Source organism: Stenotrophomonas sp. Sm2128, from assembly GCF_030985535.1.
Classification (GTDB): Bacteria; Pseudomonadota; Gammaproteobacteria; order Xanthomonadales; family Xanthomonadaceae; genus Stenotrophomonas; species Stenotrophomonas maltophilia.
The window spans coordinates 104,857-131,086 of sequence record NZ_JAPTFQ010000002.1; the positions used below are offsets into that span (position 1 = coordinate 104,857).

The window sequence follows — 26,230 nt, forward strand, 5'->3', positions numbered from 1 at the left end:
CCCGAAACCGCAGCTGAGCATGTTCCGGGGCCGCTGCTGCGTTGCAATAAATTGGATTCCGCTGCTCCCGGGGCGGCCCTACGGTGGGCACTTCGTATCGTCGGATCCATGTGATGCCGCCTGCCGTTCCCGCTCTGCCCCTCGATCGGCCCCGCCGCCTGGCAATGCTGGCGCCGCATCCCGTGCTGCGCCTGGGGGTGGAGGTGGTGCTTTGCCAGCACGGTGGCGTGCAGGTCTGTGGCAGCTTCACCCGCGAAGATGATCTGCTCGATCTGCTGCAGCGCCAGCCGGATGGCATCGACCTGTTGCTGATCGACCTGTTGGCGCCGTGCGGACCCGAACAGGGCCTGGCCCTGTTGCGGCTGTTGTCGCGGCGCTGGCCGCTGCTGCCGGTGCTGGTGCTGTCTGCGCACTGCAATGCCAGCACGGTGACCATGGCGATGCAGGCCGGCGCGCGCGGCTTTCTGTCCAAGGGGACCACGCCGGAGATGCTGCGGCGCGCAGTTGACGTACTGGCGCGTGGCGGTCGCTTCGTGCCCCCGGAGTTGCGCACGCAGTTGAGCCGATCGCGCATGCGGCGCACACCGGCGCCGGTGCTCACGCCCTTGAGCCGACGCGAGCGCGAGGTGCTGCGGCTGGTCCTGCAGGGCTGCACCACCGGGGAGGTGGCGCGGCGCTTCGGGCGCACGGCCAGTACGGTCAGCACGCAGAAGCGGACCGCCTACGAGAAGCTGGGCATCCACAGCGATGGTGAGCTGTTCCGCATCCGGCACCTGCTCGAATGCGGATGAGCGGGCTTACTCGCCCTGGTACTGCTTTTCTTCGACCAGGGCCGAACCGGCCACGCGGTTGATCTCGTTCTTCACCTGCACGCGCTCGCCATTGGTGCCATAGACACCGCGTGCCAGCTGGATGAAGGCATCGTCGAACACCTGGGCCGCTTCCTTGTCGCGCAGCTGGTCCTGGATGTCCCACATGCGCTCGTTGATCACCTTCAGCTGCTGCTTCAGCGCGGCCAGTGCCGGTTGTGCGTGCAGCAGCTGCTGCAGCAACGGCAGCAGGCCGTCCAGCTCGGTGCGGACGTTGGCCAGCTTGGCGGCATCGTCGATGCGCTCGGCCTTGATCTCGAGAATGGCGATCTTGTCGATCAGCTCGCCGATCGATACCGGAGTCAGGATGGCGTCCACGCGGTTGGTTCCTGGAAACAGGGCGCCATGATACCGCGCTGCTGGCATTGGCCGCAGTCCACGGGATTTACGCCGAATTTGCGCCACGGGCCCGGCAGCACCCTCGATTCGTTACGGCCCCCGCCTCGACACTGCGTTCCCGGCGGCGTGACCGCCTTCGACGAGGAACACAGTGCAGTGAACAGCAAGGGGATGATGGCGGCGCTGGTGGCCGCCCTGGCAGGGCTGCTCGGGATCGGCAGCGCGCAGGCACAGGTGCAGGTCAGTGGCAGTGCGGCGTTGACCAGTGACTACGTATGGCGCGGCAGCTCGCAGAGCGACGGCGACCCGGCGGTGCAGGCCGGCGCGAAGGTCTCGATCCCAGCGGGCTGGTACGCCAGCGTGTGGGGGTCCAACGTTTCGTTCAAGCCGGACAATGGCGCGCGCAGCGAGTTCGACCTGGTGGCGGGCTGGTCCGGCGCACTGGCACCGGACTGGAGCCTGGATGCCAACCTGACCCGTTACGTGTACCCGGGCACCGGCCGCGCGCTGGACTGGACCGAGCTCAACACCACGGTGACCTGGAAGCAGCGCGCCTGGCTGCAGGTCGCCCATTCCAACGATGCGTTGGCCGGTGGCCATCGCGGTACCTATGCCCAGCTGGGTGTGCGTGTGCCGTTGCACGAACGCCTCCGCCTGGAAGCAGCGGTGGGCCAGTACTGGCTGGCCACCGCCCAGGGCCCGGACTACCTGCATGGGCAGCTCAGTGCCATCGCCTCGCTGACCCCCGCATGGGAACTGCGCGCCACCGTGCATGACACGGACAGCGCAGCCAAGCGCCTGTTCCCCGGCAACGCCGGTGGGCGATGGGAGCTGGCGCTGCAGGGCAGCTTCTAGTCGGGCAGCGACGCCTGGCGCGCGCGCAGCGCGCCGGGCAGCCACAGCAGCAGGGCCAGCGCAGCCACGGCAGCGCCGGCCACGCAGACGCCGGTCCAGCCGAAGCGCTGGTAGACCTGCGCAGACAGCAGCGAACCCAGCGAACCACCGATGAAATAGCCGGTCATGTAGCCGGCATTGAGGCGGTTGCGTGCCGCCGGTTGCAGTGCGTAGATCAGGTTCTGGTTGCTGACGTGCAACAGCTGTGCGGCCAGGTCCAGTACCACCACGCCCACCAGCAATGCCAGCAGCGAGTGTGCGGACAGCCCCAGCGGCAGCCACGACAGCAGCAACAGCAACAGTGCAATGGTGGTGGCACGCCCGGTCTGGCCACGGTCGGACATGCGGCCAGCCAGGCCGGCCGCCAGCGTGCCGGCCGCGCCGACCAGCCCGAACAGGCCGATGGTGGCGTCGCTGTAGGCATACGGCGGCTGTGCCAGCAGGAACGCGAGCGGGGTCCAGAAGATCGCGAACATGGCGAAGCTGCAGGCGCCCAGCAGCGTGCGCTGGCGCAGCACCGGTTCCTGCACGAACAGCACGCCGATCGAGCGCAGCAATGCGAAATAGCCCAAGCCGGCGCTGTGGTGGAATCGCGGCAGACCGCGCTGCAATGCCAGTGCGGTCAGCACCAGGGTGGCAGCGGCGATCGCATACACCAGGCGCCAGTCGCCCAGGCTGGAAAGCAGGCCGGCCACGGTGCGCGCCAGCAGGATGCCCAGCAGCAGGCCACTCATCAGCGTGCCGACCACGCGACCGCGATGTTCCGGCGCGGCCAGCGTAGCGGCGAACGGCACCAGCACCTGGGCGACCACCGAGAACAGGCCGGTGATGGCGGTGCCCACCAGCAACCAGGTCAGTGACGGTGCGCAGGCACTGATCACCAGTCCGCCGGCCGACAGCAGGCTCATCACCACGATCAGGCGGCGGCGTTCGAACAGGTCACCCAGCGGCACCAGCAGGATCAAGCCGGCGGCATAGCTCAGCTGCGCGGCGGTAACGACCATGCCGACCTGGCCGAACGGCACACCGAAGGCGTCGGCGATGGTGTGCAGCAGTGGCTGCGCATAGTAGTTGCTGGCCACGGCCACGCCGGTAGCCACCGACATCAGCAGCACCTGCCAGCGGTGCAAAGGGGGGAGGGACGGGCTCACGCGGTGTTCCAGGAAGCGGGGGGCACAGTGTCCACCTGCTGCGGCCATGATGGAAATGAATCATCATCATCCTTGCCATCTGTAAACGAGATAGTCGGATGAATCTCAAGCAGCTCGAATTTGCCGTTGCCCTGGCCGAGGAGGGCAATTTCACCCGCGCAGCCGAACGCTGCCATGTGGTGCAGTCCGCGTTGAGCCACCAGATTGCCTACCTGGAGCAGGAACTGGGCACGCCGCTGTTCGAGCGCCTGCCGCGGCAGGTGCGGGCGACGGCAGCGGGTGAGGCGCTGCTGGTGCACGCACGCCAGGTGCTGGTCAGCCTGCGCCACCTGCGCGCCGACGTGGCCGCGGTCAGTGGCGAGGTGCGCGGGCTGCTGGCGATCGGGCAGATCTCCTCGCTGACCGATATCGATGTGGTGGCGATGCTGGCCGCGTTCCAGCAGGCGCACCCGCAGGTGGAATTCCAGTTGCGGGTGGACAAGAGCGAGGACCTGATCGCGCAGGTGCAGTCGCGTGACCTGGATGTTGCACTGGTGGGGTTGGCGCCCTCGGCCGGCCTGGACGGGGTCTGCCACCAGATGCTGCAGGAAGAAGACCTGGTGGCGGTGCTGGCCCCCTCGCATCGGCTGGCTAGGCGCAAGCGGCTGCCATTGACCGAATTGCAGGACGAGGCGCTGGTCGACTTCCCGCGCGGCACCGGTGCGCGGCGGCAGACCGACGATGCTTTCGTCGCCGCTGGCCTGCCGCACACGGTGCGTTTCGAGGTCAACCTGATGGAACTGGTGGAGCGCTTCGTCCGCCATGGTCTGGCGGTTGGCATCGTGCCGGCGCTGATCGCCGAAGGCTTCCAGGGCGTGGTGCGGATTCCGCTGCAGCCAACCCCGACCCGCCGCGTGCACCTGGTCTGGCAGCGGCTGCCGACACCGGCGGCGCGGGCGTTCGTCGAGGCCGTGCTCAGCCGCGCAGGCGCAGGCTCAGGCCCTTGAGGAAGTTGCGCAGCATCTGGTCCAGGCAACGCCGGTAGTTGGTGTGCCCGGGCTGGCGGAACAGCGCACCGACTTCCGACTTGGAGACGTTGAAACCGGCGCTGGCGAAGATCTCCATCAGATCGACGTCGCGCAGCTGGAACGCCACGCGCAGCTTCTTCAGCACCAGGTTGTTGTCGATGCGGGTTTCCACCGCGCGCTGCGGCTGGCTCTCGTCGCGACCGCGCAGGTGCACGATCAGGCCATCGAGGAAGTGCGCCAGCGCGCTGTCGCTCATCGCTTCGAAGCCGGCTTCGTCCTCGCGGCGCAGCCAGGCCTTCACCTGTTCGGGATCCACGGCGAAGGCCGGGTCGGCCATCTGGCACAGGGTCACCACGTGGTGGTCGCCCAGGTCCAGGGAATAGCGCACGCTGCGCAGGACATCGTTGTTGATCATGGCCCATTGTACCGGCCCCTGGTGTGTCACCGGAGTGTCATCGAACTGCAGCATCGTGGGCACTCGTTCGCTGAGACCCTTGCATGCGCCGGTATCTGTTTTCCGCACTGCTGCTCGCCAGCAGCTTCGCTGCCTTCGCCCAGGACCGTTTCGTACCCGTCGAGCGGCGCCTGAGTGCATCCCAACTGGCCGAGGTCGGGCTCAGTCCAGCGCAGTTGCAGGCGCTGAACCGGGTACTGCGCGAGGCAGAGCGCGCGGCCACCGGGCCGACGGCAGCGGTGGCCCCCGCCGCTGCGCCGCTGCCTGCCAATGTGCCGGCACCGGCAGCAATGCATCTGGGCCTGGAAGAAGGACCGGTCAATGCACGCGTGGTCGGAGAGGTCGCAGGCTGGCAGCCCGGCACGCTGTTCACCCTTGATAACGGCCAGCAATGGCAGGTGATGAAGGGGCAGATGAAGCTGCGCAAGGTGCTGCAGTCGCCGCAGATCGCCGTTGTTCCAGGAATTGCCGGGCGCTGGTTCCTGCAGGTCGACGAAGACCTGCCCAAGGCCCGGGTATTCCGCGTGCGCTGAGCCGCGCACGCCTCGGGCGTGGTCAGCCGGCATCGACAACGCAAGGGCGGGCCGACGGTGCCAGAATGGGCGTCCGGTTTTTCCCCCTGGAGTTGCCTGATGACCCGCACTGTCCTGATTACCGGCGCCACGTCCGGCTTCGGCGCCGCCGCCGTCCACCGCTTCGCCCAGGCCGGCTGGAAAGTGATCGCCACCGGCCGCCGTGGCGAACGCCTGCAGCCGCTGGTCGATCGCTACGGCAAGGACGTGGTGCATGCCGCCGCCTTCGACATCCGCGATCCGGTTGCGATGGAAGCGGCGCTGCTGGCACTGCCGCCCGCCTTTGGCGACATCGATCTGCTGGTCAACAACGCCGGTCTGGCGCAGGGCACCGCGCCGGCACAGACCGCCAAGTTGTCGGACTGGACCACGATGATCGACACCAACATCACCGCGCTGGTGACCCTGACCCACCGCCTGCTGCCGCAGCTGGTGGAGCGCAAGGGCGCGATCATCAACATCTCGTCGGTGGCCGGCGTCTACCCGTACCCGGGTGGCAACGCCTACGGTGGCACCAAGGCTTTCGTCAGCCAGTTCTCGCTGGGCCTGCGTTCGGACCTGCACGGCACCGGCGTGCGCGTGACCACGATCGAGCCAGGCATGGCCGAAACCGAGTTCACCGTGGTGCGTACCCACGGCGACCAGGCGGCGTCGGACAAGCTCTACAACGGCGCCAACCCGATGACCGCCGAAGACATCGCCGAACAGATCTTCTGGGTGGCCAGCCTGCCGCCGCACCTGAACATCAATCGCCTGGAACTGATGCCGGTCAGCCAGTCCTTCGCCGGTTTCCAGGTCGCCCGCGAAGGCTGACCAGTGCCGTGCGTCCTGTAGAGCCGAGCCCACGCTCGGCTTCGTCTGGATTCAGCTGAGCATGGCTCGGCTCTACAGAAACAAAAAAGCCGGGCATTGCCCGGCTTTTTTCCATTCAGACCCGATGGTTCACTGCGCCTTGATCGCCATCGCCTGCAGGCCGGTGCCATCCAGCTTCTGCTTGGCTTCGGACAGTTCACCGGCGCTGCCATACGGCCCCATGCGCACGCGGTACACGGTCTTGCCGTTGATCTGTGCTGACTCCACGCGCGCCGCAAGTCCCATCATCGCCAGCTTGGCCTTGGTTGCTTCGGCATCGCCGGAGGCGCCGAAGGCGCCTGCCTGCAGGATATAGCGGGCGTTGTCGGCGGCCGCCGGTGCGGCAGTGGCCGGGGTACCCGCCGTTGCCGTTGCGGTTTCCGCGCGCGCTGCCGGCGTGGCGGCGGCGGTGCTGGTCGAGGCCGTGCTGGCCGGCGGCGTTGCCGCAGCCGGACGTTCACTCAGCGGTGCCGGCAGCGGACGGCTGGTGGCGGTCACCTGCGCGGTGCTGGACACGCTGGCGGTGGCCGCCGGTGCCGGTGCGGTCGTGGTCGCCGGCGGAACCGGCTTGCCTTCCAGTGCCGCCTGCGCGCGCTGCGCTTCGGCCTTGGCCCGGCGCTGGTCTTCGGCACGCGCGCTGGCGGCCAGTTCGGCGTCGGACATCTCGACTTCCTTGCCCGGCAGCAGGGTGTAGAAATCGTACTGGGTGGCGGCCGGCTTTTCCGGTTCGGCCTGCTTCGGCGCAGCCGGCTGCGCGGCCGGCTGGGTACCGACATCGCTGTCGGCATCGGCGACCGGGGCCGGCTGCGCGTTCGGGTTCGGCTGCGGACCGGCGCGCAGGAAGCCATCGCCCTCGCCCTTGAACAGGTTCGGCGCCGCCAGGAACACCACGGCCGCGATCGCTACACCGGCCACCAGCCACACCCATCCGGGGGTGCCCTGGCTGCCGCTGTTGCGTCGTGCCTGGCTTTTGCCGCGTCGTGCTGCCATGTGTACTGCGTCTCCTGATGCTTACATTTTTTCCGGGGCGCTGACGCCCAGGAGTTCGAGGCCATTGGCCAGTACCTGGCGCGCCGCACAGGCCAGGGTCAGTTTGGCGTTGCGATCGGCGGCATCTTCCACCAGCACCGGCGTCCCGTGATACCACGTGTGGAACGCATGCGCCAATTCACGCAGGTACTGCGCCACCAGATGCGGTTCCAGCGCCACGCCGGCCGCTTCCACCACTTCCGGATAGCGCGAGATCTCGTTCATCAGCAGCAGCGAGGCGTCGTCGGCCAGGCGGCCGAGGTTGGCCAGGCCGTTGCCCTGGTCGTACACCAGGCCCTTCTCCTGCGCCTGGCGCAGCAGGCTGCAGACGCGGGCATGCGCGTACTGCACGTAGAACACCGGGTTGTCGTTGCTCTGCTGGCGGGCCAGGTCGATGTCGAAGGTCAGCTGCGAATCGGGCTTGCGCGCGATCAGGAACCAGCGGGTGGCATCGCGGCCGGCTTCCTCGATCAGGTCGCGCAGGGTGAAGTAGCTGCCGGCACGCTTGGACAGCTTCACTTCCTCGCCGCCACGCATGACGGTGACCATCTGGTGCAGCACGTATTCCGGCCACCCCTGCGGGATGCCCACTTCCATCGCCTGCAGGCCGGCGCGCACGCGGGCCAGCGAGCCGTGGTGGTCGGCGCCCAGCTCGGTGATCGCGCGCTCGTAGCCGCGCTGCCACTTGGACAGGTGGTAGGCCACGTCGGGCACGAAGTAGGTGAAGGTGCCGTCGGACTTGCGCATCACGCGGTCCTTGTCGTCACCGAAGTCGGTGCTGCGCAGCCAGAGCGCGCCACCTTCTTCATAGGTATGACCCGACGCCTGCAGCTTGGCCACCGCTTCGGCTACCTTGCCGTCGGCGTACAGCGAGCTTTCCAGGAAATAGATGTCGAAGTCGACGCCGAACGCGGCCAGGTCCAGGTTCTGCTCGTTGCGCAGGTAGGCCACGGCGAAGCGGCGGATCGCCTGCATGTCGTCCGGGTCCTTGGCGCCGACCACGGTGCTGCCTTCCAGGTCGACGCTGGCGCCGGCCATGTAGGCGCGTGCGACGTCGGCGATGTACTCACCGCGGTAGCCACCTTCCGGCCAGCCGTCCTGGTCCGGCGCGATGCCCTTGATCCGTGCCTGGGTGGACAGCGCCAGGTTCTCGATCTGCACGCCGGCGTCGTTGTAGTAGAACTCACGCTTGGCGTTCCAGCCGTTGGCATCGAGCACGCGCGCCACGCAGTCGCCGATCGCCGCCGCGCGGCCATGGCCGACATGCAGCGGGCCGGTCGGGTTGGCCGACACGTACTCCACGCCCACCGTGCGGCCATTGCCGGACAGGTTGCGGCCGTAGTCGTGGGCTTCCTTGATGACCGACGCGGCTTCGCGCTGGTACGCGGCCGGGGCCAGGTGGAAGTTGATGAAGCCGGGGCCGGCGATCTCGACCTTGCTCACGTCCTCGCTGCGCGGCAGCGCCTCGACCAGCGCCTGCGCCAGTGCGCGCGGATTGCTGCGCGCGGCCTTGGCCAGCAGCATCGCGGCGTTGGTGGCGAAGTCGCCGTGGTCGCGGGTCTTCGGGCGCTCGACCACGAAGTCCGGCGGCAGGGAGTCGGCGGGCAGGGTGCCATTGGCGCGCAAGGCTTCGATGCCTTGGCTGATCAGGGCGCGGAGGAGATTTTTCACGAGGCCTGCTGTGAGAATGAGCGGCGGAATCGCCCATTTTAGCGCAGATACCCGCGCCCACGCTGACCAGAACATGCCTGTGGGGGCGACCGATGGCGCCTGAAGGGCCGCGCTCAGCCGAACAGCCGCGGCTGGGGCGGGGATAGCAGGCCCCGTTCAGCAAATGAAACGGGACGGCCCTCGCCGACCACGAAGTGGTCCAGCAGGCGCACGTCCACCATCGCCAGCGCCTGCTGCAGTTCGTCGGTGATGCGGGTATCGGCGCTGGAGGGTTCCGGGTCGCCGGAAGGGTGGTTGTGGCTGAGGATCACCGCCGCCGCGTTGTGCAGCAGGGCGCGCCGCACCACTTCGCGGGGGTAGACCGGTGCGGCGTTGATGGTGCCGGCGCACACATTACAATGGGGGATATGGGCGATATGAAAATCATTGATTTTTAAGGCGTTTTCTGAGATTCGCCTTGTCCATACCTGATGTCGCTGCTCCCTATCGAGGGCAGCCTTTGCAGTACGCACCTGCTCAACGCGACGCCGTACCGTCATTTGTTCTTCCAATCAGTTGGACGCGAGGGGCTAGATGCCTGCATCTGCAAACAACTGGGCAAGAGTCGAGTTCAGGCCGCGCCCTACGCGCTCAAGGGTAGCCAAAGTCATGTTCCGCCGCCCACGCTCCAGTGCGGCGTAGTAGGACCTATGCATACCAATGTGATCCGCAAACGAATCTTGGCTATAGCCCAGGGCAACGCGCCTCGACCGAATGACGTGAGCCAAGGCTGTGATGACGGTGTCTTCTTCCATCCCGAAAAAACTAGGAGGCAGACACTTTTAACACTACGCCCATATATGTAGTCTACATATATGTATCAATGAGCTCTGATCCCGTGGACCTGTACCTCATCTGCACCGACTTCGACTTCTCCATTGAAATCCCACTGCCCAAGAGCAGGAGTGCACAGGTCGCTAGACAGCTCTTACGGGTTCAAGAAGAGGGGGGGCGGCTTGGGTTCCAAATTCGTCTTGCTGAAGAGGTGGCAAAGATCATTCCAGAACTGACTGACTGGGATCTCAAACCCCCGACCAAAGCACAACTGGCGTTTGCCAAGTCACTCTGTAATCAACTCGACTGCCAGATCCCGTCGCCAGCACTTCATTCTCGACCTTCAATGCAGGAATTTCTCGAGGAATCGATGCTCCAACTGCGCGCGAAGCGGAGTAACGGCGAGAGCTAGCCTCCGGGGGGCGCCATTAGACATAGCTAACCCAACACTCGTTCTGACCTTGGCAAAGCCGAAGTAGGCATGCTCCGAGCCTCCTCACCTACTGACTCGGGACAGATCTCGTCCATTACTTAATGATTCGAGAGCAGTGCAATAACACTGGATCGCACTATGCCTCGCGATGTAGTGCTGATCAGCCCAGAAAGCTGAGGAGTCCTACAGCGGCCGTACTTACGCTCGGGCGCGATGTTGAGTCATGGCGGACTAGTGCACGGGCGTGCGCCGAATGTGAGTTTGTGGGCTCCAATTCCCAAGGGCAGCAACGGTCAACTTCGATATGGAGAATTCATTGGTCAGGACAAGTCTCACTCATCCTTTGCTCATTGGAAGCATCCCAGTAGGAAGCGTTGGTGGAGCAATAGGTGTCACCTTTGCACCTGGGAAGCATCAAGAGGCCGCAATGACTGGTACTTGGGCTAGAGATATCGATCTGGACCTCGACGTGATTTACAAGTGGGGTGCTAAGCGTCTACTCACCTTGATAGAGCCGTGGGAGTTTGACGAGTTGCGTATCACTGCACTGCCTCAGCGAGCTGCCGAGCACGGATTGATCTGGCACTCCCTGCCGATCACTGATGGAGCAGCACCGGACGGTCGTTTCCTTGAACGCTGGAAGCGTCTGGGACCAATGCTCTCGACCGAACTTTGTGAAGGTTCGAAAGTTGTCGTCCACTGTAAGGGGGGGCTTGGTCGAGCGGGAACTGTGGCATCCATGCTTCTCTTGGAGAGTGATTCAGCAATCGATGGCGAAGACGCAATGGCTAGAGTTCGCCGGGCGCGTCCGGGTGCTATTGAGACTTCCGAGCAGGAGGTGTTTATCCGGACATGGGCCACCTCCCTGAAGGGCTGGCATATGAAGGGGCCCTAGCCGCGAAGCAAAGAAAAGAAACTCTCCGGTTCACTATGCGCACCTGAGGGATCGCACAATGGACGCATAGAGCGTGGAGGCGCCACGCCAGACTTTCACTAATTCAATGAGACGATGTATGAAGCCAGCCATTCTGGCGCTCGACCTTGAAGGGACGCTTATTTCTAATGCTATTAGTCAGATCCCGCGTCCAGGGCTCTATAGGTTTCTTGAACGGGTTCGATCAGAATTCGATCAGCTTGTGATACTTACAACGGTTTCGCGAGAGCGCGTACAGTCCATCGCAGAGTTGCTGGTTCTAGAGGGTGCTGCGCCTGAGTGGTTCTCAACACTCGCGTACATCAATTGGCATGGAGCTACGAAGGATCTGCGCTTCGTGTCTTCACAGGTGGATGATGTCTTGCTTCTGGATGATCACGGCCCCTATGTGCATCCTGGTCAAGAGCACCTATGGGTTCAGATTCCGCTATTCGAGTCTCCCTATTCTGCAGAAGACGACGGTCTCAGTGTCGCACTGGAACGGCTCATGGCGCGTATCAAACTCTTGGGCCGAGATCCGGCACTTCATAGTAGGTAGGGTGCGACGTCCCCCCGTCCTCAGTAGCGGTCGGGTTTAGAGTCCGGTGCTGATCTTATCCCTCTTGCCAGCCAACTGCGCGGCGTATTGGGCGGGCGTCAGCCCGCCAAGTGCTCGTTTAGGCCTTTCCTCGTTGTAGTCGCGCGGCCAGCTTTCGATACTGGTTCTGGCATGGAGCAACGTCGGGAACCAGTGCTCGTTCAGACATTCATCGCGTAGCCGCCCGTTGAAGGACTCAACGTAAGCGTTTTGGTTCGGCTTGCCCGGCTCGATCAGGCGCAGGGCAATTCTCTTCTCGTGAGCCCACGCCACCATTGCTTTTCCGCAGAACTCCTTGCCGTTGTCTGTCCTGATCACCTGCGGCAGACCGCGTTGAACGGCCAATCTGTCCAGCACCTTGGCAACGCCCTGCCCGGAAATAGCCCGTTCCACCTCGATGGCCACGGCCTCGTGGGTGGCGTCGTCCACGATGGTCAGGCACTTGATTACTCGGCCTTCCGCGGTGCGGTCGAACACGAAATCCATCGACCACACCTGATTGGCGGCGGACGGGCGCAGCAAAGGCTGACGCTCACCGACAGGTACCTTCTTGCGCTTCCTGCGACGCACCTGCAGACTTGCTTCCTGATAAAGGCGCTCCACGCGCTTGTAATTCACGACATGCCCCTTCTGTCGCAATTTCAGATGGATCATGCCCACGCCGTAACGTCGATGCCTGTGTGCCAGTGCAGCGATCTGCTCGCGCAGTTCAACGTTGTGGTCCGGCCTGGGCTCGTAACGCAGCGCGCTGGCGCTCATGCGTGCAACCACCAACGCGCGCCGCTCGCTCAGCCCTTTCTCGACCATGCTCCGCACCAGCAACCTGCGTGCCGGTGCGGTCACCACTTTTTTCGCAACGCATCCTTGATGACGTCGTTGTCGAACACCTGCTCGGCCAGCAGCTTCTTCAGGCGTGTGTTCTCCGCTTCCAGGTCCTTGAGCCGCTTGGCGTCGGGCACGCTCATCCCACCGAACTTGCTGCGCCACAGGTAGTACGAGGCCTCACTGAAGCCATGCTGGCGGCATAGGTCCTTGATCGGCATGCCCGCCTCGGCCTCGCGCAGGAAGCCGATGATCTGTTCTTCGGAAAAGCGCTTCTTCACGTCCAATCTCCTTGTCGTTGAGGATTGGACTCCAAACCGTCGCGCTACTGAATCTCGGGGGGACGTCGGGGGCATGGAACGGCCACCATTGCGATGGGTTGATCGCTCCATGCAGACGAAGCCTGAATTCGCCCTTGGTCTCCTGCGCGGGTTCTCTAAGCATGGGCAAGAAGATGGGGAGCTTGCTGACGCACGTGCCGAGCCTTTTGCTAGGCCTTCTTAGCTGATTCAGCGTACGCCTATACACCTCTCCGCTCAGCCCGAACCGGTACAGCTTCAGAGGTGTGGTCAGTCTCTCTAGTGGCAGCCGTTACTGGGCGGGTGCCAACAGTAGCGACGAAGCGCAAGCAGTGTGAGGCATTAGGAATGCGCACTCGACGAGGCGGATGGTTACGCCTTGCTTTTGGAGAGGTGCCAACTTCCCAAGGGACTTCGCCTAGGCGTCACGGGGCTGCTCGCCAAGCTGTTCAACTGATCGGGGAGCAGGCAACTCCGTGAGGCCAACGAACTACCTAGGGTGGATGATCACCTTCAGCCAGTCACTGAAGCACTCCTTTGCCACGTCGGTGCTTGGGGTTTAGGTACTTGTCCCAACCGGACGCTCTCAGCTTGCAGGCGTCACACTGGCCGCAACCAAATCCCCAGGCGTGTCGATCTGAGCGATCGCCTACGTAGCAGGTGTGGGTCTTCTCATTGATCACTTCGACCAATCTATGGCCTCCGAGGTCAAACGCAAGCTCCCAAGAGGCGGCCTTGTCGATCCACATCAGCGGAGTGTGAATGACGAAGCGAGCATCCATGCCGAGATTCACAGCCAACTGCACCGCCTTGATTGCGTCATCGCGGCAGTCGGGATAGCCGGAGAAGTCTGTTTCGCATACGCCTGTGATGATGTGCTTTGATCCTCGGCGATAGGCAAGGGCGGCCGCCAAGGTGAGGAAAGCCAAGTTACGACCTGGTACAAAAGTGGCAGGCAGGCCAGCTGTGCGAAGTTTCGTCTCACTGGTACCTGTTAGGGTGGATTGGCCGATCTGCCCGATGACGCCCGCATCGTAGACGTGATCAATACCCAGACGCTCGGTCCACTCTGGCTTTAGGGCACTGATGGCATCACGAACACTTTGACGGACAGACATCTCCACATGGTGGACCTGACCGTACTGGAACCCCAGCGTCTCCACTCGATCAAACCGATCAAGCGCCCACGCCAAGCAGGTGGCCGAATCTTGGCCTCCGGAGAACACGACCAGCGCCGATCTCTCTCCCGTGCCGTCATCATTGACAAAACGCTCATCCGACATCGTACTCTCCGTGGAACTCGCAAGATTCACCATTCTGTCCGCGCTTGACTACCACCCTGCGTAGTAGGGGGAGATCTCTCAAGTCACACCAGATGAAGTAAGCAATGTTCTCCATCGTAGGTGGCCCCATGCCCTCTATTTCATTGAGAAAGACGTGGTCGATCTTGGCGTTGGTTAGTGCGATGCGGCGTTCCAAGTCCCCCATATCGATTACCCAGCCACGCGCATTGCGCGGACCCCGTGCCCATACTTCGACTTGGTAGGAGTGTCCGTGAATACTACGATAGCGAGGATCGCCATTGGGGCCAGCATCCAGCTGATGGGCCGCGTCAAATCGGAACTCTTTGCAAACGTTGAAGATTGGCTCAGTCATGGGATGCCCAGGTACTTATGAGTTTGCATGCTCAATCTCCACTTCGGATGAGCCTTACAGTACTCCACGGCCGCTTGTGTGTTGGCAACTTGGTCCGGTCCGTCCATTGGCTGGAGGAAGTACTGGTCCGCAATGAATTCATCGAATGCTTCGGGGGGCGCATCTGGCTGCGGGAAAACCAGTTTGAGCTCATTGGCCCGACGAACTTTTAAGGGGGCCGATCCTTTCGGACTGATTGTCAGCCAGTCGATGCCGTTTGGTGGCTCGATCGTTCCATTGGACTCGACAGCGCACTTGAACCCAAGTGCGTGCATTGCACGAATCAGTGGTTCATCTAGTTGCAACAATGGCTCACCGCCGGTGAAGACAACCAGCCTATTCTCGATGGCATGGTGAGGCCATAGGTCGGCGATCACGTATGGCAGGGACCCATCGTCTCCGTACTTTGCTCCATTCAACCCGTTGACGCCGACGAAGTCTGTATCGCAAAAAGTACATTGCGACTTGGGGCGGTCTTGCTCCCGACCAGACCATAGGTTGCAACCAGAGAACCGGCAGAACACTGCCGGCCGCCCAGCCTGGAAGCCCTCGCCCTGAAGGGTGTAGAAGATCTCTTTAACGGCGTACATGAGCTTTGGCTCCCTTGGGATTTTCCACCGCCTCCCGTGCCTTCTGGACCAGGTAGAACGAGAGTAGCTTCCAGTCGGCTGATACCTGTTGGAGCCCGTTCCAACGACGGGTCTCAGGTCCAAACACCCACTCTCCCTCTGTCCAGGCGGTGGCAGGTCGGATCGCGGTCAGCGGCTGGATGAAATCCTCGCGCGTGGTAGCGCCCAGTGCAGAGTGCAGGTACTCCATGACGAATCCCATCGCCGTGATGCCGACACTGTGAACCAAACGCGAACTCGTCGGTGTGTGGTCCTTCCAGGCATCGTGGAAGATGTGGGCAACGGCATGAAAGTACTCACTAATGAGCTCAAAGCCCTTGCTTTGAAGCAGCTTATGGTCATTTCGATACATCCGAAGCGCACCATCGGACATCGAGTTCATGATCAGTCTCTGCATGACCGTGTCCTGGATGACACCGTGCGGCGTGGTCTGGCCGCGAATCATCCCTTTGAGAGACGAGCCCTTCCGGAAGTTGAGCATTCCGACCAAATCGGCGGCCTCCCGACGCGATTCGAGTCGGAACGGCATGCCACCTTGACGCGCGAGTGGCAGCAATTCGTAGATCATGCCCTTGTTGAGCGGCTTGGTGTTGTTGATCAGGATGAACTGCTGAGTGAGCTCTTCCAGGCTGTCGCAGATGAAGACCGAAACGGGCACTTGAAAGTCCTCACGGCCGATCTCGCGCAGTGCGCTGAAGCGCTGTTGGCCGTCCACAATCAATCCCGGAGCGCCTTTGCTTACGTCTACTACCAACTGGGTAGAGCCGTCTTTGGACTTTTTGATCTTGGCGCCGCCGACGAAGCCTAGAACAATGGGGTTGGCCAAGATGGCATCGGGACGGGCGAGGTAATCGCCAATCTCGCGAATGTGCTTGGCGATCTGGGGACGCTGGAACCCAGTCGGCATGCCCTCTTCATCACGTGCCAGACGCTGGATTGTGGCAACTTGATCGATCTGCGTGGCAGTTGCCACAAAGAACGCGACGTGGGCGTTGGCAGATTGCTTTGGCGCAATCACGTTGAAAGTCAGTTGCTTGGTCATGCTGCGTGCCTGTGAGCGAGGAGGTGTTCATAGAACACGTGAAGATTGTGGAAGCCGCGACGCTTGTTGCGGTTGCTGCTTCTAAACAGAAGGGTCTCAACGCCGCCTTCCGTGCAAACCCGGCAGTTGCAGCGAGTCCATGGTTGCTCTGTCAGCGTGCGATGGTAGATTGCGCGTTGCTTGGCCAAAGATCGCATTTGACTGGCATCGTCATGGTCTTCGCGCCAGTTCAGCGCCTTCCAGTAAGCGAGGATGTTGTCCAGGGCAGGCTCAATAGGCATTTTTCCACCGGCGAACGTGCGTATAGAATCCAGCGCTGCTGCCTCCAGCTTCATGGCTACTTCTTGGTTGAGGACGCCGCGGCGGGCCTTGGCCTTGAGCTTGTTGTTGTCACGGGCCTGCGGTACACGGATTGCGGTGTAGTAGCTCAGTTGGCCTTGGGTATCGCGCGAGAAGTAATTCTTCACCGCATCCTTGAAGGCACGCACTAAGGGAGAGGTGGTATCGAAGCTGGCGATCCCATACTGCTCGAATTCGGCCAGATGCTCGATTTTGCCGAATCCCAGAAGATGAAGCTTGACCTTGCTGGGGATGGCTTGGCGGATGGAGGCGAGCGCAGCATGGATCTGGGGGATCTTCAGTGGCACCAGACCTCCCACCGCAAGATAGGTGTAGCCCATCTTGACGAGTTCGCGTGCCGCCGTCGCCATGCTCGGTCCTGACCAACCCTGGATCACGCCCATAGGTACGAATCCTTTGACGCGTTTGCTTTCGATCAGGAACTCAGAGGCGAGTTGCAGCGTGAGGTCATAACGGTCAAGTATGGGTTGTGGCATTTCCAGCCGGGTGCGGCCTTGGCCTTCGTCGAAGTCAAAGATGATGTGATCTACGGAGCAACCATGGGTGAAGCCCCCGTCGCCGTAGAACTCCATGGTGTCGACGGGGGTGTATGGAGGGACTTCCTGGTCGCGGTAGGTGAAAGCACCGCAATCTCCGAACAGAAGACTGTTCGGATACTTGTCCGCTGTGTAACGCAGGAACTTCCGAGCGCCTTCTCGGCGGAAACGCATCACCTGCGGCAGGGTGTACTTACCTTGGTGCTGGATGTCGCCCACAACACCACGCGACACAAGGATCCCATCATATGGGGGGCGCGCCAAGAACTCATGGGGGTACTCATCGTCCCATTGGACAACGCGACCTTCAGAGGTTCGGTCATTAGCGAAATCAAACTCCGGATCAACGAAGTCCAGGGCATCAGCGTAAATGAACTTCATTAGGCCATATGCCTCAAATTGTGAAGTTGGGAGAGGCGGATCAATTGGTCACTGAGCAGTCGGATGTCTTTGGCGGTGCTCTCGATCTGATTCCAGTCGCAGTCCATGTCGATCCAGCGCCCAGAGTTCCAAGCGCAGTAGGGGGCAATAGCTTCCAGCACACCTGCATAGAACTTGCCAGCATTGCTTCGCTGTACTACACGCGGGCTGAGATAGTCCATCAGGGCACCCAGCGCCGTGATACCTGCGCTGTGAAGCAGTCGACTTTGCTCTGGAGGAAGGCCCCATGCTTCTGGGAAGGCGTTCTTCACTGCATTCCAGAAGCTCAGGACCTGTGCATACATGGCAGTAGGATCGGTACTGCCACCATCAAGCGAACGGAAGGACGCCAGGGCCCCAAGTGGATTGTTGATTTGCTTCTGAAGCATGCGTACCAAAGCCGAGTCGGTAACGATGCGTCCAGGATCCTTGTTGGATGAGGTTCGTCTGATTAACCCGTGGAACGGTGACTCTGGATCGGCATCAAGTCGTTCCACCAGCGCGCTGGGAATCTGCCGGGTTGCCATGTCGGCCGGAAGCCTTCGCGCATCAATTTCGGGAAGTAGTTCATCTACCATACGCTTAGGGAGGGGCCGGGCCTTGTTGACCAAGATGAATTGTTCCCGATGGGTCTGCAGATCATCTGATACGAATGCGATTACGGGCACCGGCAAGGTACTGTCTGTTGCCCTGGCAAGCGCAGTGGAGCGCTGCTGACCATCGACGATCCACGCACACTTGCTGCCGTCCTTGGCAATAGGCAGCTTAAGCACGCCGGCGTCGCCGGAGGGGATCAGCCCTTCCGGTGTTGGGCCGCGGGATCTGGTGAACGAGGCGCGCGGCGAGAGCGCCAGCAATATGGCATTAGGGAACAGAACCGGGCCGCTGTTGAGGTAGTCGACCATACCGGCAATGTGCTTTTGGATCGCATCCCGCTGGAACCCTTCCAGACCCTCCTTGGTTCGTTCCAGTCGCGAAATGTCGGCAATCTCAAGTACCTTGGATCCGGGCAGGAAAAAGGCATAGACCGCTACGCCAGCTTGTTCGGTCCGAACGGCGCGAATTGTTACCAGAGTGGCCTTGCTCATGCCCTGACCTCGTTGTAAAGGCGACGAAAGCGCTGCTCTTCGCAAGACACCCTGCTGTCGTCCCGAAGCCGACGAAGTGCCGTCCTGAAGGAGAGCCCTTCCGAAGCCCAAGGACGGAGATGCTCACGAAGTGCATCGTCGTCTAGTCGGGTGCGCAATACGACCGGGCGGGCCTGAACGGGCGCCAGCGCCTGCTCGATTAGCTCTTGGTCGCACTCCATGCTGACCAACTGGATGTTTGCAGCCAACTCCGCGAAATGCACCAAGGCTCGCGCAGCCGCGTCGAGTTGGATGCCCGGGACAATCAGGTCCAGCCGTTGGTCATACTTAAGCACCTGCGAGCGCAGGTCTGCCGGTAGGCTGGCTGCTACGCCAGGCCCGAATAGTCTAAGGCGTGACCTCAGTTCGGTTGGCAACCCCGCCAGTGCCTTGCTGATCAATTGGGCGTACGGCTTGGTCAAGGCGATCAGAACCCGTCCCTGGCCGTTGGAATCTCCAATGGACGAGAGGGGGCTGGCGAAAGGGCCGGCTTGTACCTGATCCCACCACCTCTCATGACGGAAATGCCCAACAACCCTGTGGACCAGCGAGGTTGGGGAACTGGCAGAAAGCGTCAAGTCGTAGGGCGGGACTCGTCGCTCAGCGGACACGAGCCCAAGACCAGCAGAGATCACCCAAACAGGCGTGCCATGGGACAGCCCATGCTCATAGACTCTCCGGAACGCGGCCCCTGAATAGAGGTGGCCGGCCTTGGCGCAAGGATTGGATTTCTGCAGTTTCCTAAGCCACTGCTGAGCCAACGTAGCCTGCTTCCCTGCAGTAAGGCTGCCACTGGTGAGGGTCTGGGCAGACAGTTTTGCCTTCCTTGCGCTGCAGGGAACGACAAGGGCTGATACGCCTCGCTCTACTGGATCTTCCATGTTTTCAATGACTTGCATTTCATTCCTGCGCAGGGGGTCCGACGCGAGCGCCATTAGCTCACGGCCGGCGAAACAGGTCAAGATGAAGTGCGCATTTTTGCCTATTTCTTGGCGTTTGAAAACTGCATTCTGGCCGAACAGGGGGCGTGAGCAGTTTCTGTGCCGCTCACTTCACCCGGGATGGCTCACCCAGGGGGGCTCGAAAAATTGCGATTTCCCGCCCGCTTCGCGTCATCGTCTAGGCCGGTGTCCTCATACCCCTTATCGGTGGAGAGGGGCACTAGGCGGTTCAACTGGTTGGAATGGGTTGGGGGTTAGGCTAGATTGTTAAGGCAACGTGGTCTTGGGTCAGAACAGGGAAGTGGCATATGCATGGCACAACAGTAGACATCGGCTTGGGCGGACCCCTGAAAATGCGGCGGTCACGCCGCGCGCAGTGCTGATCCACTAGTCAAGGCGGGATGACTATGCTCTGGAAGCCTGTGACGCATGGCGAGGAACTGTTCCTCGTCATGCATGAGCACGTGCGGCACGTGTTCTCTGGGAACGAGCTTGGCTCGGAACTAGGATTTCTCATTTCTTCCGACGACTTCATTGATTACATGAAGTTGTCGGCCAGTATCGAGTTCTTCATGAGATGCGTGCGCGACGCGCGCCTGGTGCTTGAGAACTACGGCGATGTCACTCCGGCGGCACTTGCCAATGACGTCCGTCGCAACATTGACCTTCCATCGACGTTCTGGGGGGAGAGGAAGTTTCAACAGTTGCTCAAGGTTGTCGCGGTCAATGCCGGGCCACGTAAGGCCAGCAGCACCATGGAGAAGGATGCGCTGCAGGGGTTGAGGCGTGTCTGCTACATGTGCGGGCGCTCGGTGTCCAAGCAAGGTAAAGGGGGGCACGCTGTCCTGTCCATCGAACACGTCTGGCCCCATCTCTTTGGCGGGCAGACGATCCTGGAGAATCTCCTCCCTTCCTGCGTACCCTGCAATGAAAGGAAGGGGCACGCATTCTCTTGGACAACGGGTCCGGTACTCTCAACACTCGTACATGCGAATGAGAGCCTCAGCAACGACCTGAGGATTTCTCTTGGGCTGGCCAAGGTTGCTCATCACGCTTGGCGCGGAGGGCGTACTAGAACCCTCCGAGACGCAATTCTTCAGTGCCAGCCGGTTAGCTTCCAGCCTGAACTGGAGCCGAACAAACACCATTTTTACTTCGAACTTCTTCCGCAGGCCAGGCAATGACCAAGAAGATCAAGACCCAAAGGCAATTTACGTACAGCGCGCTCATGTATTCGCAGCGCAATGTAAAGGGCGCTCCGGAATTCGTGGTATTCCACGCTCCTGCCCGGGAAATCGTCGAATGGGCAGATGTCCATCGACTCACGCCCGAATCCCGAACAGGTGCTCAGCGCCCACTCAAAGACTTGAAGGTAAAAAAGGTCTCAAAGTTCATTAGAGCCGACCCGGCCAACACAATTCCTACGTCCATCATCGTTGCGCTAGATCCTGCATCCGTAAAGTTCAATGGTGAAGGCGACATGCAGGCGGGAAAAGTTGGAGAGGTGACCATCAATGCACGCATTGCTAAGCCAGGCCTGATTATTGATGGGCAGCACCGAGTACATGGCGCTGCCGCCGAGCTACCCGATATGCACCTGAACATTGTTGCGTTTCTGGGAAATGACGACTCTGAGCGTGCTTTCCAATTCGTGGTGATCAATAACACGGCCTCCCGCATCAGTCGTGATCACATCCAGGCCCTCAACTTGCAGTTCGACAAAGATGAGCTTAACGGCCGACTGATCTCGAGCTCTGGTGTTGGCCTAGGTATGGCCGGTCAAAAGTACGATGACCTTCAAGTTGTTGATGTCAATGAGCCATTCCGAGGACTACTTAAGTACCCGACCAATGCCAAGGGGTTCATCCCTCCTAGCGCTATCGAAAGTGCGCTGGCTGAGACCTACGAGCGCAGCGCGCTGCTCGGTATTGATGGCGATGAGCTTGAACTTTTCTTGTCAATCTGGTCGACAATCAAGGACCTGCGTGGGAATGCTTGGCGCGCTGGCGACAGCAAGCTCTTGCAGAAGGTGGGCATCTACGCTTTGACCGTGTACCTGCTGGAAAGCATGATCTCCCGACAGCGTAACTCCGATGACGTCATCGACTTCTCCAATACCCAAGTTCTGGAAGAGCAAGTCAACCGCGTAGTTGGGCGAATTCCCGAACAGTTCTGGACGATGGAGTGGAAGTCCAAGGAGATGGACACCAGTTCGGGGCGGGCCAAGCTGATTGAGACGTTGGAGATCATCGACTCCAACGCTCGCTTCAATCGTCCTTGGTATGAGCGGGTTTCGTTCGTGGATGCCAATCAGGTTGTCGAAAGCGGGGGTGCGAGCAATGCGAGAGCGAAGGCGACCAAGAAGACTGCCAGGAAGCTCGTTAAGAAGGCGAAGGTGCCTGTATCAAAACCCGCCGCCTCGAAGAAGTTGGCCGTTAAAGCTCTCACCAAATCAACCATTGCTGGAAAGTCCTCACTAAGCAGATCGAAGGTCTCAGCAAAGAAGGTCCTTAAGAAGGCTGGGGCACGCAAAGCCGTTCGAAAGTAGTCTCACATCCAGCCGGCCGCCCGCATAAGGCGGCATGATGCTAGCCAGAAGAGGAATGATTGCCGGTGAAGGATTACGCAGATCTTGTAGAGGAGATTGGGGGCCGTCCGTTGGGTAGTCTCCCAGCACGGCCAGGCTTTGCGAAGCGGATTCAGCGTGATTTCTTCCGGGCAAGGAGTCACAGTGCCTCCAGGCTTTATGCATTCGATGGCTATCGTGCCGATGGAGTAGGTGCTGTCTCTGGTCTCCTGCAACGAGAGCCGGCTCCACGTTCTGATCTCGGAGATGTCTACGATTCAGGGGGCGTGGCCTGCGTGTTCAAGCCGCTCTTGTACGCCATATCCCCAATTCGTATCTGGGCAATCGTGTTGGATCGGCCCACCTTTGTCGTGACTGGGTCATTGCCTCGCTCGGGAGGGGATGCAAAGCACGTCACTTAGTTCAAAGCCTGCCTCAGGAAGGTTGCGTGGCGAAGTGCGCCTGCGCAACAGGCTGTGACGGTGCTCGCAGTTGCATCGTCCTATCAGTAGTCCGCACCGCCAGGGTGCCCGTCATAAATAATCAGCGAAGCGTCCAGGGGGGATGCATGCTTTCGGAACAGGAATTCGTCGATCTCGTTCAGGCGCATCAACAGAGAGCCTTGAACCAAGAGCAGTCGCAGTGCGTAGTAGCGACAAAGGACCTGCCTTTGTTGATCATCGCGGGACCAGGGACCGGAAAGACCACCGTGCTGGTGCTGAGGGCCTTGCGGCATCTCTTGGTCGACCGTATCTCGCCCGAGGGGATCTTGATCACCACCTTCACCAAGAAGGCGGCCGAGGAAGTCCGTACCCGTTGGCTCGACTGGGGATTGCCTCTCGTCGAGTTGGCAAAGCAGCACCCAAGCCTGCAGTCACCGGATGACCAACTTTGGCTGCGCAATGTAGATCTGAATCACTGCACTACCGGAACCTTGGATTCCATATGCGAAGAGATACTGAGCGACCTGCGACCGGCCGGTACCGTCCCACCAGTGCTGATTCAGGGTGTTCCGGCCGATCAGTTGCTGATGTGGAAGGCCTTCAGTAACTACTATGGTCCCAATAGAGAAGCGATCGATACTTACCTGGCGAGGTTTTCCTTTACTGGGGACCGTCCTCGGAATCAGGGCGAAATGCTCCGGACGGTTAGAACCATAGTAGACCGGTTTGTTCATGATCGTGTAGACATGGGAGCCTTCAAGCAGGCTTCTACGGATTCGGCTGCCCGGATTGAGATCGCTACGGCTCATGAGGCCTATGCGAAGTACCTGAGCGACCAGTCGCAGATGGACTTTGCGCTTCTCGAGCAGCAATTCCTTGAGCGCATGCAGACAGGAATGCTCGATGAAACCATCAATACATGGGAGGTCATCCTGGTTGATGAGTACCAAGATACCAATCCACTTCAGGAACAGATCTACTTTGAAGCCGTCCGCCGGAGCGGAGCTTCATTGAGCGTCGTAGGTGATGATGATCAGTCTCTTTACCGCTTCCGCGGCGCAACCGTGGAGCTCTTCACCCAGTTCGTGTCCCGGCTCAAGGCAGCAACGTCACTTGACGCTGCTACTACGTATCTGACTCGAAACTATCGGTCGACACCGGAGATCGTTGAGTTCTTCAACAGCTTCATCGAAGGCGACGCAGGTTTCGCGGCAGCGCGGATCCAACCTCCGAAGCCCCGGATTCAGGCGCATCGAGAACCGTCCGGCCTACCTGTGATGGGTATGTTCCGTCCGGACGCAGATACGTTAGCGTCGGATCTGGCTCAGTTCCTCCAGGACATCTTCCGTGGTGGTGGGCGATCAATCCTCGTGGATGACAACTCTATTCACCTCGCGGGTGCACCTGGACAGGGGGATCTTGGGGACGCGGTGATGCTCAGCTTCTCGGCCGACGAACTATCCTGGGCGTCGCAGAAGGATGAGGCGACCGAGCGTCTTCCGATGAAGTTGAGGCGCGAACTGAACAGCCGAGGCCTTGGAGTATTCAATCCTCGAGGGCAGGCACTGGCCGACCAGGTCGATGTGCAGATCCTCCTAGGCTTGGTCTTAGAGTGTCTCGATCGCTCTTCAGCAGACAACCCAAGTGGAAAGATTGTTGGTGAGCAAAGATTGGTCACTACGGTCTTCAACAAGTTTTCGTCTTGGCGAAAGCAGGCTGCCGCCTTCATCGCCACTGATCCCGCGCCCGGAAAGCTCCGGGATTTCGTTGATGCGTGGCACACGCGGACGCCGAAGAAAGGAACTGATTGGCCCGATGAGTGGCCCTTGTTGGAGCTGTGCTTCAAGCTCACAACTTGGATGCCAAAGTTCTCATCCGATCCGGAACATCAGGTTTGGCTTGAGGCCGTATCTCGCGCCATGGTGGAGGCGCGCCTGTTCTCCGCATTCGGTGGCATGATCCAGAACAAGGGAAATCTGGTCGTTCCCAGCCGCAAGGCTGCCATCATGGACGTGCTGAGACCGATCGCGGATGGTCTCTTGGAGCTCGAAGAGGAGCTGATCACCAGCGTTCCACGTGATCGCTTGTCGATCATGACTATCCACCAGGCGAAAGGGCTCGAGTTCCCGCTGGTCATTGTTGACGTGTCGTCCAGATTCACGATGAATCATGCTGCGCAGGCCGCATTCCGATTTCCTAAGAATCCTTCAACTACAACAATGCTTGAGGATGATCTTGCGCCGTTCACGCAGGTTGGGAAGGACAGACTGGCTCGTAGCGCAATTGACCGGACGTTTGACGACCTTGCGCGTCTTTACTATGTGGCCTACTCAAGGCCACAGACAGCTCTGCTTCTGGTGGGTCTAGAGAAGACTATCGCTGCGGGAAAGACCGTGAAATCTGTGGCGACGGGCTGGTCCCGAGATGACACATGGGCCTGGCACATTCCTGGGGCCAAGAAGCCAACCATCGCCAATAATCTCCCTCTGGTGCTCATCTAATGGTCAATCTTGAGATCAAACGGCCGGCCCACGTGGTTCCCTCCTACAGCCTTACGGGAGATCTGCTCTCCTACAAGCGCTGTCATCGCCAGTACCGGTACTACAACGGAAGTTCACTGCCACCTTCGAGGCCGGTGCAGCTCTGGTATGGAGAATTCATCCATGGCGTGTTAGAGGCAGCATTCCGCATCTGGCAGGCCGGAGGAGCTCCGGCGTTCCCTTGGCCCTGCAAGCCGAGCCAGTGGGGAGAGGACCGCCCCGTACGTGAATCTCATGATATCGGTGAGATAGGGGATCGGATTGAGCTGGTACTCCGCGCCCAAGGCAAGGAGGCTCGTAGTCGGAAGGCTCGGATGGCCGCATACGCGCGTGCTGAAGCCGCGGTCAATACTTTGGGGCCATTCCTGTTTCCGCTGATCGCTGATGCCGAGAAGAAGGTGATCGGTACGCGCTCCATCCCTGTTCAGGCCACGTCGCCGGATATGCGCGCTGGCAGGTATGAGTTGCACGGCGTAATTGATGTGGTGACCCAGATACAATTGAGCGCAGTCGATACGAACAATCCCCTCCGCAAAGCGATTGAGGATGGTTGCGAAAATTTGCCGCCTGTGTTCGAGATTCTTGCCGATTACAAGGGAGCCCCTAGGCCTGCCCTGAGCGATGAGCACTGGGAACTCGGCGACTGGCAGGTGCAGACCTATGCCTGGCTAAGGCGCCATCAAGCCAAGGGCGTACCCATCATCGCTGGCTTGCTGATCTATATCAATGAGCTTGCCCCGGGTAGCAACGACATGCCCAACATCCGCAAGCAGATTGAGACGGGCGACACTGACGTGATGCCTGTGCCTGGCTCTATGGATGATTTGATCATTAGAAACTGGAAGCCGGGGCAGGATACAGACCAATTGTCTGCAGAATTCCGCTTTAGGCGCGCACTCCGGGTTGTTCCTGTAACGGAGCAGTCTCTCCAGTATGCAACCAGTCAGTTCGACGAGGTGGTGGCTGAGATCGAGTTGAGCATTCGGAAAGAGGCTGAAGTGGGCACCATCGTCGGGACTTGGGAGGGGAACTGCAAAGAGGAAGAAACATGCGCGGCGTGTGATTTTCGCCACTCGTGTACTACTCCAGCCCCAACGAACACGGTACGGCCAATTCAGGCGCCGATAGCACCATGAGCTAAGGAGGCGCCGCTAGCCTCGGGCATTGACCACCGGAACAATAGAGGTGGGGAGAGGTCCTGCTCTCCACTCTCTT

The 26,230-nt window shown here is 60.6% G+C and carries 25 protein-coding genes and 1 pseudogene; 12 read left to right on the top strand and 14 right to left on the bottom strand.

Going from position 1 to position 26,230, the window contains the following annotated elements:
• Positions 1-113: 113 nt before the first annotated feature.
• On the top strand, positions 114-791 hold the full coding sequence (locus O0K41_RS01395; protein ID WP_049449526.1) for a response regulator transcription factor: 678 nt from the start codon (positions 114-116) through the stop codon (positions 789-791).
• A gap of 6 nt (positions 792-797) precedes the next feature.
• Here O0K41_RS01395 and O0K41_RS01400 read toward each other — a convergent pair whose 3' ends face one another.
• On the bottom strand, positions 798-1,187 hold the full coding sequence (locus tag O0K41_RS01400) for a DUF6165 family protein (protein WP_080353073.1): 390 nt from the start codon (positions 1,185-1,187) through the stop codon (positions 798-800).
• A gap of 177 nt (positions 1,188-1,364) precedes the next feature.
• Between O0K41_RS01400 and O0K41_RS01405 the strand changes: the two genes are divergently transcribed.
• Entirely contained in the window at positions 1,365-2,063 is a 699-nt protein-coding gene (locus O0K41_RS01405; RefSeq protein ID WP_049459886.1) for a TorF family putative porin, read from the top strand.
• Here O0K41_RS01405 and O0K41_RS01410 read toward each other — a convergent pair.
• On the bottom strand, positions 2,060-3,208 hold the full coding sequence (locus O0K41_RS01410) for an MFS transporter (RefSeq protein WP_329752979.1): 1,149 nt from the start codon (positions 3,206-3,208) through the stop codon (positions 2,060-2,062). The two genes, O0K41_RS01405 and O0K41_RS01410, sit on opposite strands and share 4 nt — an antisense overlap.
• Positions 3,209-3,351: 143 nt before the next feature.
• Between O0K41_RS01410 and O0K41_RS01415 the strand changes: the two genes are divergently transcribed.
• The gene (locus tag O0K41_RS01415; RefSeq protein ID WP_005407753.1) at positions 3,352-4,239 is read left to right on the top strand and encodes a LysR family transcriptional regulator; all 888 of its coding nucleotides are present in this window, start codon (positions 3,352-3,354) and stop codon (positions 4,237-4,239) included.
• On the opposite strand, the gene O0K41_RS01420 is transcribed toward O0K41_RS01415, so the two are convergent.
• A complete protein-coding gene (locus tag O0K41_RS01420; RefSeq protein WP_005411992.1) occupies positions 4,208-4,675 on the bottom strand; it encodes a DUF1456 family protein in 468 nt (155 codons plus the stop codon). The genes O0K41_RS01415 and O0K41_RS01420 overlap by 32 nt on opposite strands.
• Before the next feature lie 83 nt (positions 4,676-4,758).
• Here O0K41_RS01420 and O0K41_RS01425 point away from each other — a divergent pair, with 83 nt between their 5' ends.
• Together O0K41_RS01425 and O0K41_RS01430 are read left to right on the top strand one after the other, a co-directional pair.
• Positions 4,759-5,247 (top strand): hypothetical protein, encoded by a 489-nt coding sequence (locus O0K41_RS01425; protein ID WP_005407755.1) that lies wholly within the window; start codon positions 4,759-4,761, stop codon positions 5,245-5,247.
• A 99-nt stretch (positions 5,248-5,346) separates the two neighbouring features.
• Entirely contained in the window at positions 5,347-6,099 is a 753-nt protein-coding gene (locus tag O0K41_RS01430) for an SDR family NAD(P)-dependent oxidoreductase (protein WP_164222225.1), read from the top strand.
• 129 nt (positions 6,100-6,228) lie between these two features.
• Here O0K41_RS01430 and O0K41_RS01435 read toward each other — a convergent pair whose 3' ends face one another.
• From O0K41_RS01435 to O0K41_RS01450, 4 genes and pseudogenes are all read right to left on the bottom strand, one after another.
• Complete coding sequence (locus O0K41_RS01435; protein WP_088436379.1) at positions 6,229-7,128, bottom strand: SPOR domain-containing protein; 900 nt, start codon at positions 7,126-7,128, stop codon at positions 6,229-6,231.
• A 21-nt stretch (positions 7,129-7,149) separates the two neighbouring features.
• Positions 7,150-8,838: an arginine--tRNA ligase gene (argS, locus tag O0K41_RS01440; RefSeq protein WP_088436380.1), complete on the bottom strand. Its 1,689-nt coding sequence runs from the start codon at positions 8,836-8,838 to the stop codon at positions 7,150-7,152.
• A gap of 113 nt (positions 8,839-8,951) precedes the next feature.
• A pseudogene (locus O0K41_RS01445) lies at positions 8,952-9,230 on the bottom strand (JAB domain-containing protein); the annotation flags it as partial.
• A gap of 177 nt (positions 9,231-9,407) precedes the next feature.
• Entirely contained in the window at positions 9,408-9,632 is a 225-nt protein-coding gene (locus O0K41_RS01450; protein WP_049419344.1) for a helix-turn-helix transcriptional regulator, read from the bottom strand.
• 83 nt (positions 9,633-9,715) lie between these two features.
• Here O0K41_RS01450 and O0K41_RS01455 point away from each other — a divergent pair, with 83 nt between their 5' ends.
• From O0K41_RS01455 to O0K41_RS01465, 3 genes are all read left to right on the top strand, one after another.
• A complete protein-coding gene (locus O0K41_RS01455) occupies positions 9,716-10,063 on the top strand; it encodes a hypothetical protein (RefSeq protein WP_049419342.1) in 348 nt (115 codons plus the stop codon).
• Between the two features lie 448 nt (positions 10,064-10,511).
• Positions 10,512-10,979 (top strand): cyclin-dependent kinase inhibitor 3 family protein, encoded by a 468-nt coding sequence (locus O0K41_RS01460; RefSeq protein ID WP_232092436.1) that lies wholly within the window; start codon positions 10,512-10,514, stop codon positions 10,977-10,979.
• A 118-nt stretch (positions 10,980-11,097) separates the two neighbouring features.
• Entirely contained in the window at positions 11,098-11,556 is a 459-nt protein-coding gene (locus O0K41_RS01465) for an NIF family HAD-type phosphatase (protein ID WP_080354274.1), read from the top strand.
• Positions 11,557-11,592: 36 nt separating this feature from the next.
• On the opposite strand, the gene O0K41_RS01470 is transcribed toward O0K41_RS01465, so the two are convergent.
• The 7 genes from O0K41_RS01470 to O0K41_RS01500 all read right to left on the bottom strand — a co-directional run bounded on the left by O0K41_RS01470 (position 11,593) and on the right by O0K41_RS01500 (position 19,424).
• Positions 11,593-12,638, bottom strand: a protein-coding gene (locus tag O0K41_RS01470) for an IS3 family transposase (protein ID WP_219630559.1) whose coding sequence is annotated in 2 segments (ribosomal slippage) — positions 11,593-12,440 and positions 12,440-12,638 — 1,047 coding nt in all. Because the reading frame shifts where the segments join, the coding sequence is not laid out codon by codon here.
• A 599-nt stretch (positions 12,639-13,237) separates the two neighbouring features.
• Positions 13,238-13,999, bottom strand: coding sequence for a 7-cyano-7-deazaguanine synthase QueC (queC, locus tag O0K41_RS01475; protein WP_049419335.1), 762 nt, complete (start codon positions 13,997-13,999; stop codon positions 13,238-13,240).
• Between the two features lie 369 nt (positions 14,000-14,368).
• Positions 14,369-15,001, bottom strand: coding sequence for a 7-carboxy-7-deazaguanine synthase (queE, locus tag O0K41_RS01480; RefSeq protein WP_049419332.1), 633 nt, complete (start codon positions 14,999-15,001; stop codon positions 14,369-14,371).
• The gene (dbpB, locus tag O0K41_RS01485) at positions 14,988-16,082 is read right to left on the bottom strand and encodes a DGQHR domain-containing protein DpdB (protein ID WP_049419330.1); all 1,095 of its coding nucleotides are present in this window, start codon (positions 16,080-16,082) and stop codon (positions 14,988-14,990) included. Before dbpB (O0K41_RS01485) ends, queE begins: the two co-directional genes overlap by 14 nt.
• A complete protein-coding gene (dpdA, locus tag O0K41_RS01490) occupies positions 16,079-17,359 on the bottom strand; it encodes a tRNA-guanine transglycosylase DpdA (RefSeq protein ID WP_049419328.1) in 1,281 nt (426 codons plus the stop codon). Before dpdA ends, dbpB (O0K41_RS01485) begins: the two co-directional genes overlap by 4 nt.
• A complete protein-coding gene (dbpB, locus tag O0K41_RS01495) occupies positions 17,359-18,486 on the bottom strand; it encodes a DGQHR domain-containing protein DpdB (protein WP_049419327.1) in 1,128 nt (375 codons plus the stop codon). Before dbpB (O0K41_RS01495) ends, dpdA begins: the two co-directional genes overlap by 1 nt.
• Positions 18,483-19,424 (bottom strand): DUF6884 domain-containing protein, encoded by a 942-nt coding sequence (locus tag O0K41_RS01500; RefSeq protein WP_049419326.1) that lies wholly within the window; start codon positions 19,422-19,424, stop codon positions 18,483-18,485. The genes dbpB (O0K41_RS01495) and O0K41_RS01500 overlap by 4 nt, the downstream gene beginning before the upstream one ends.
• A 449-nt stretch (positions 19,425-19,873) precedes the next feature.
• Between O0K41_RS01500 and O0K41_RS01505 the strand changes: the two genes are divergently transcribed.
• The 4 genes from O0K41_RS01505 to O0K41_RS01520 all read left to right on the top strand — a co-directional run bounded on the left by O0K41_RS01505 (position 19,874) and on the right by O0K41_RS01520 (position 26,151).
• Positions 19,874-20,650 carry an HNH endonuclease gene (locus tag O0K41_RS01505; RefSeq protein ID WP_158230272.1) on the top strand — a complete coding sequence of 259 codons (777 nt, stop codon included), beginning with the start codon at positions 19,874-19,876 and terminating at the stop codon, positions 20,648-20,650.
• The gene (locus tag O0K41_RS01510) at positions 20,647-22,014 is read left to right on the top strand and encodes a DGQHR domain-containing protein (protein ID WP_099470495.1); all 1,368 of its coding nucleotides are present in this window, start codon (positions 20,647-20,649) and stop codon (positions 22,012-22,014) included. The genes O0K41_RS01505 and O0K41_RS01510 overlap by 4 nt, the downstream gene beginning before the upstream one ends.
• A gap of 586 nt (positions 22,015-22,600) precedes the next feature.
• Positions 22,601-24,976: a DEAD/DEAH box helicase gene (locus O0K41_RS01515; RefSeq protein ID WP_111144207.1), complete on the top strand. Its 2,376-nt coding sequence runs from the start codon at positions 22,601-22,603 to the stop codon at positions 24,974-24,976.
• Positions 24,976-26,151 carry a PD-(D/E)XK nuclease family protein gene (locus O0K41_RS01520; RefSeq protein ID WP_049418419.1) on the top strand — a complete coding sequence of 392 codons (1,176 nt, stop codon included), beginning with the start codon at positions 24,976-24,978 and terminating at the stop codon, positions 26,149-26,151. Before O0K41_RS01515 ends, O0K41_RS01520 begins: the two co-directional genes overlap by 1 nt.
• Positions 26,152-26,230 lie beyond the last annotated feature (79 nt).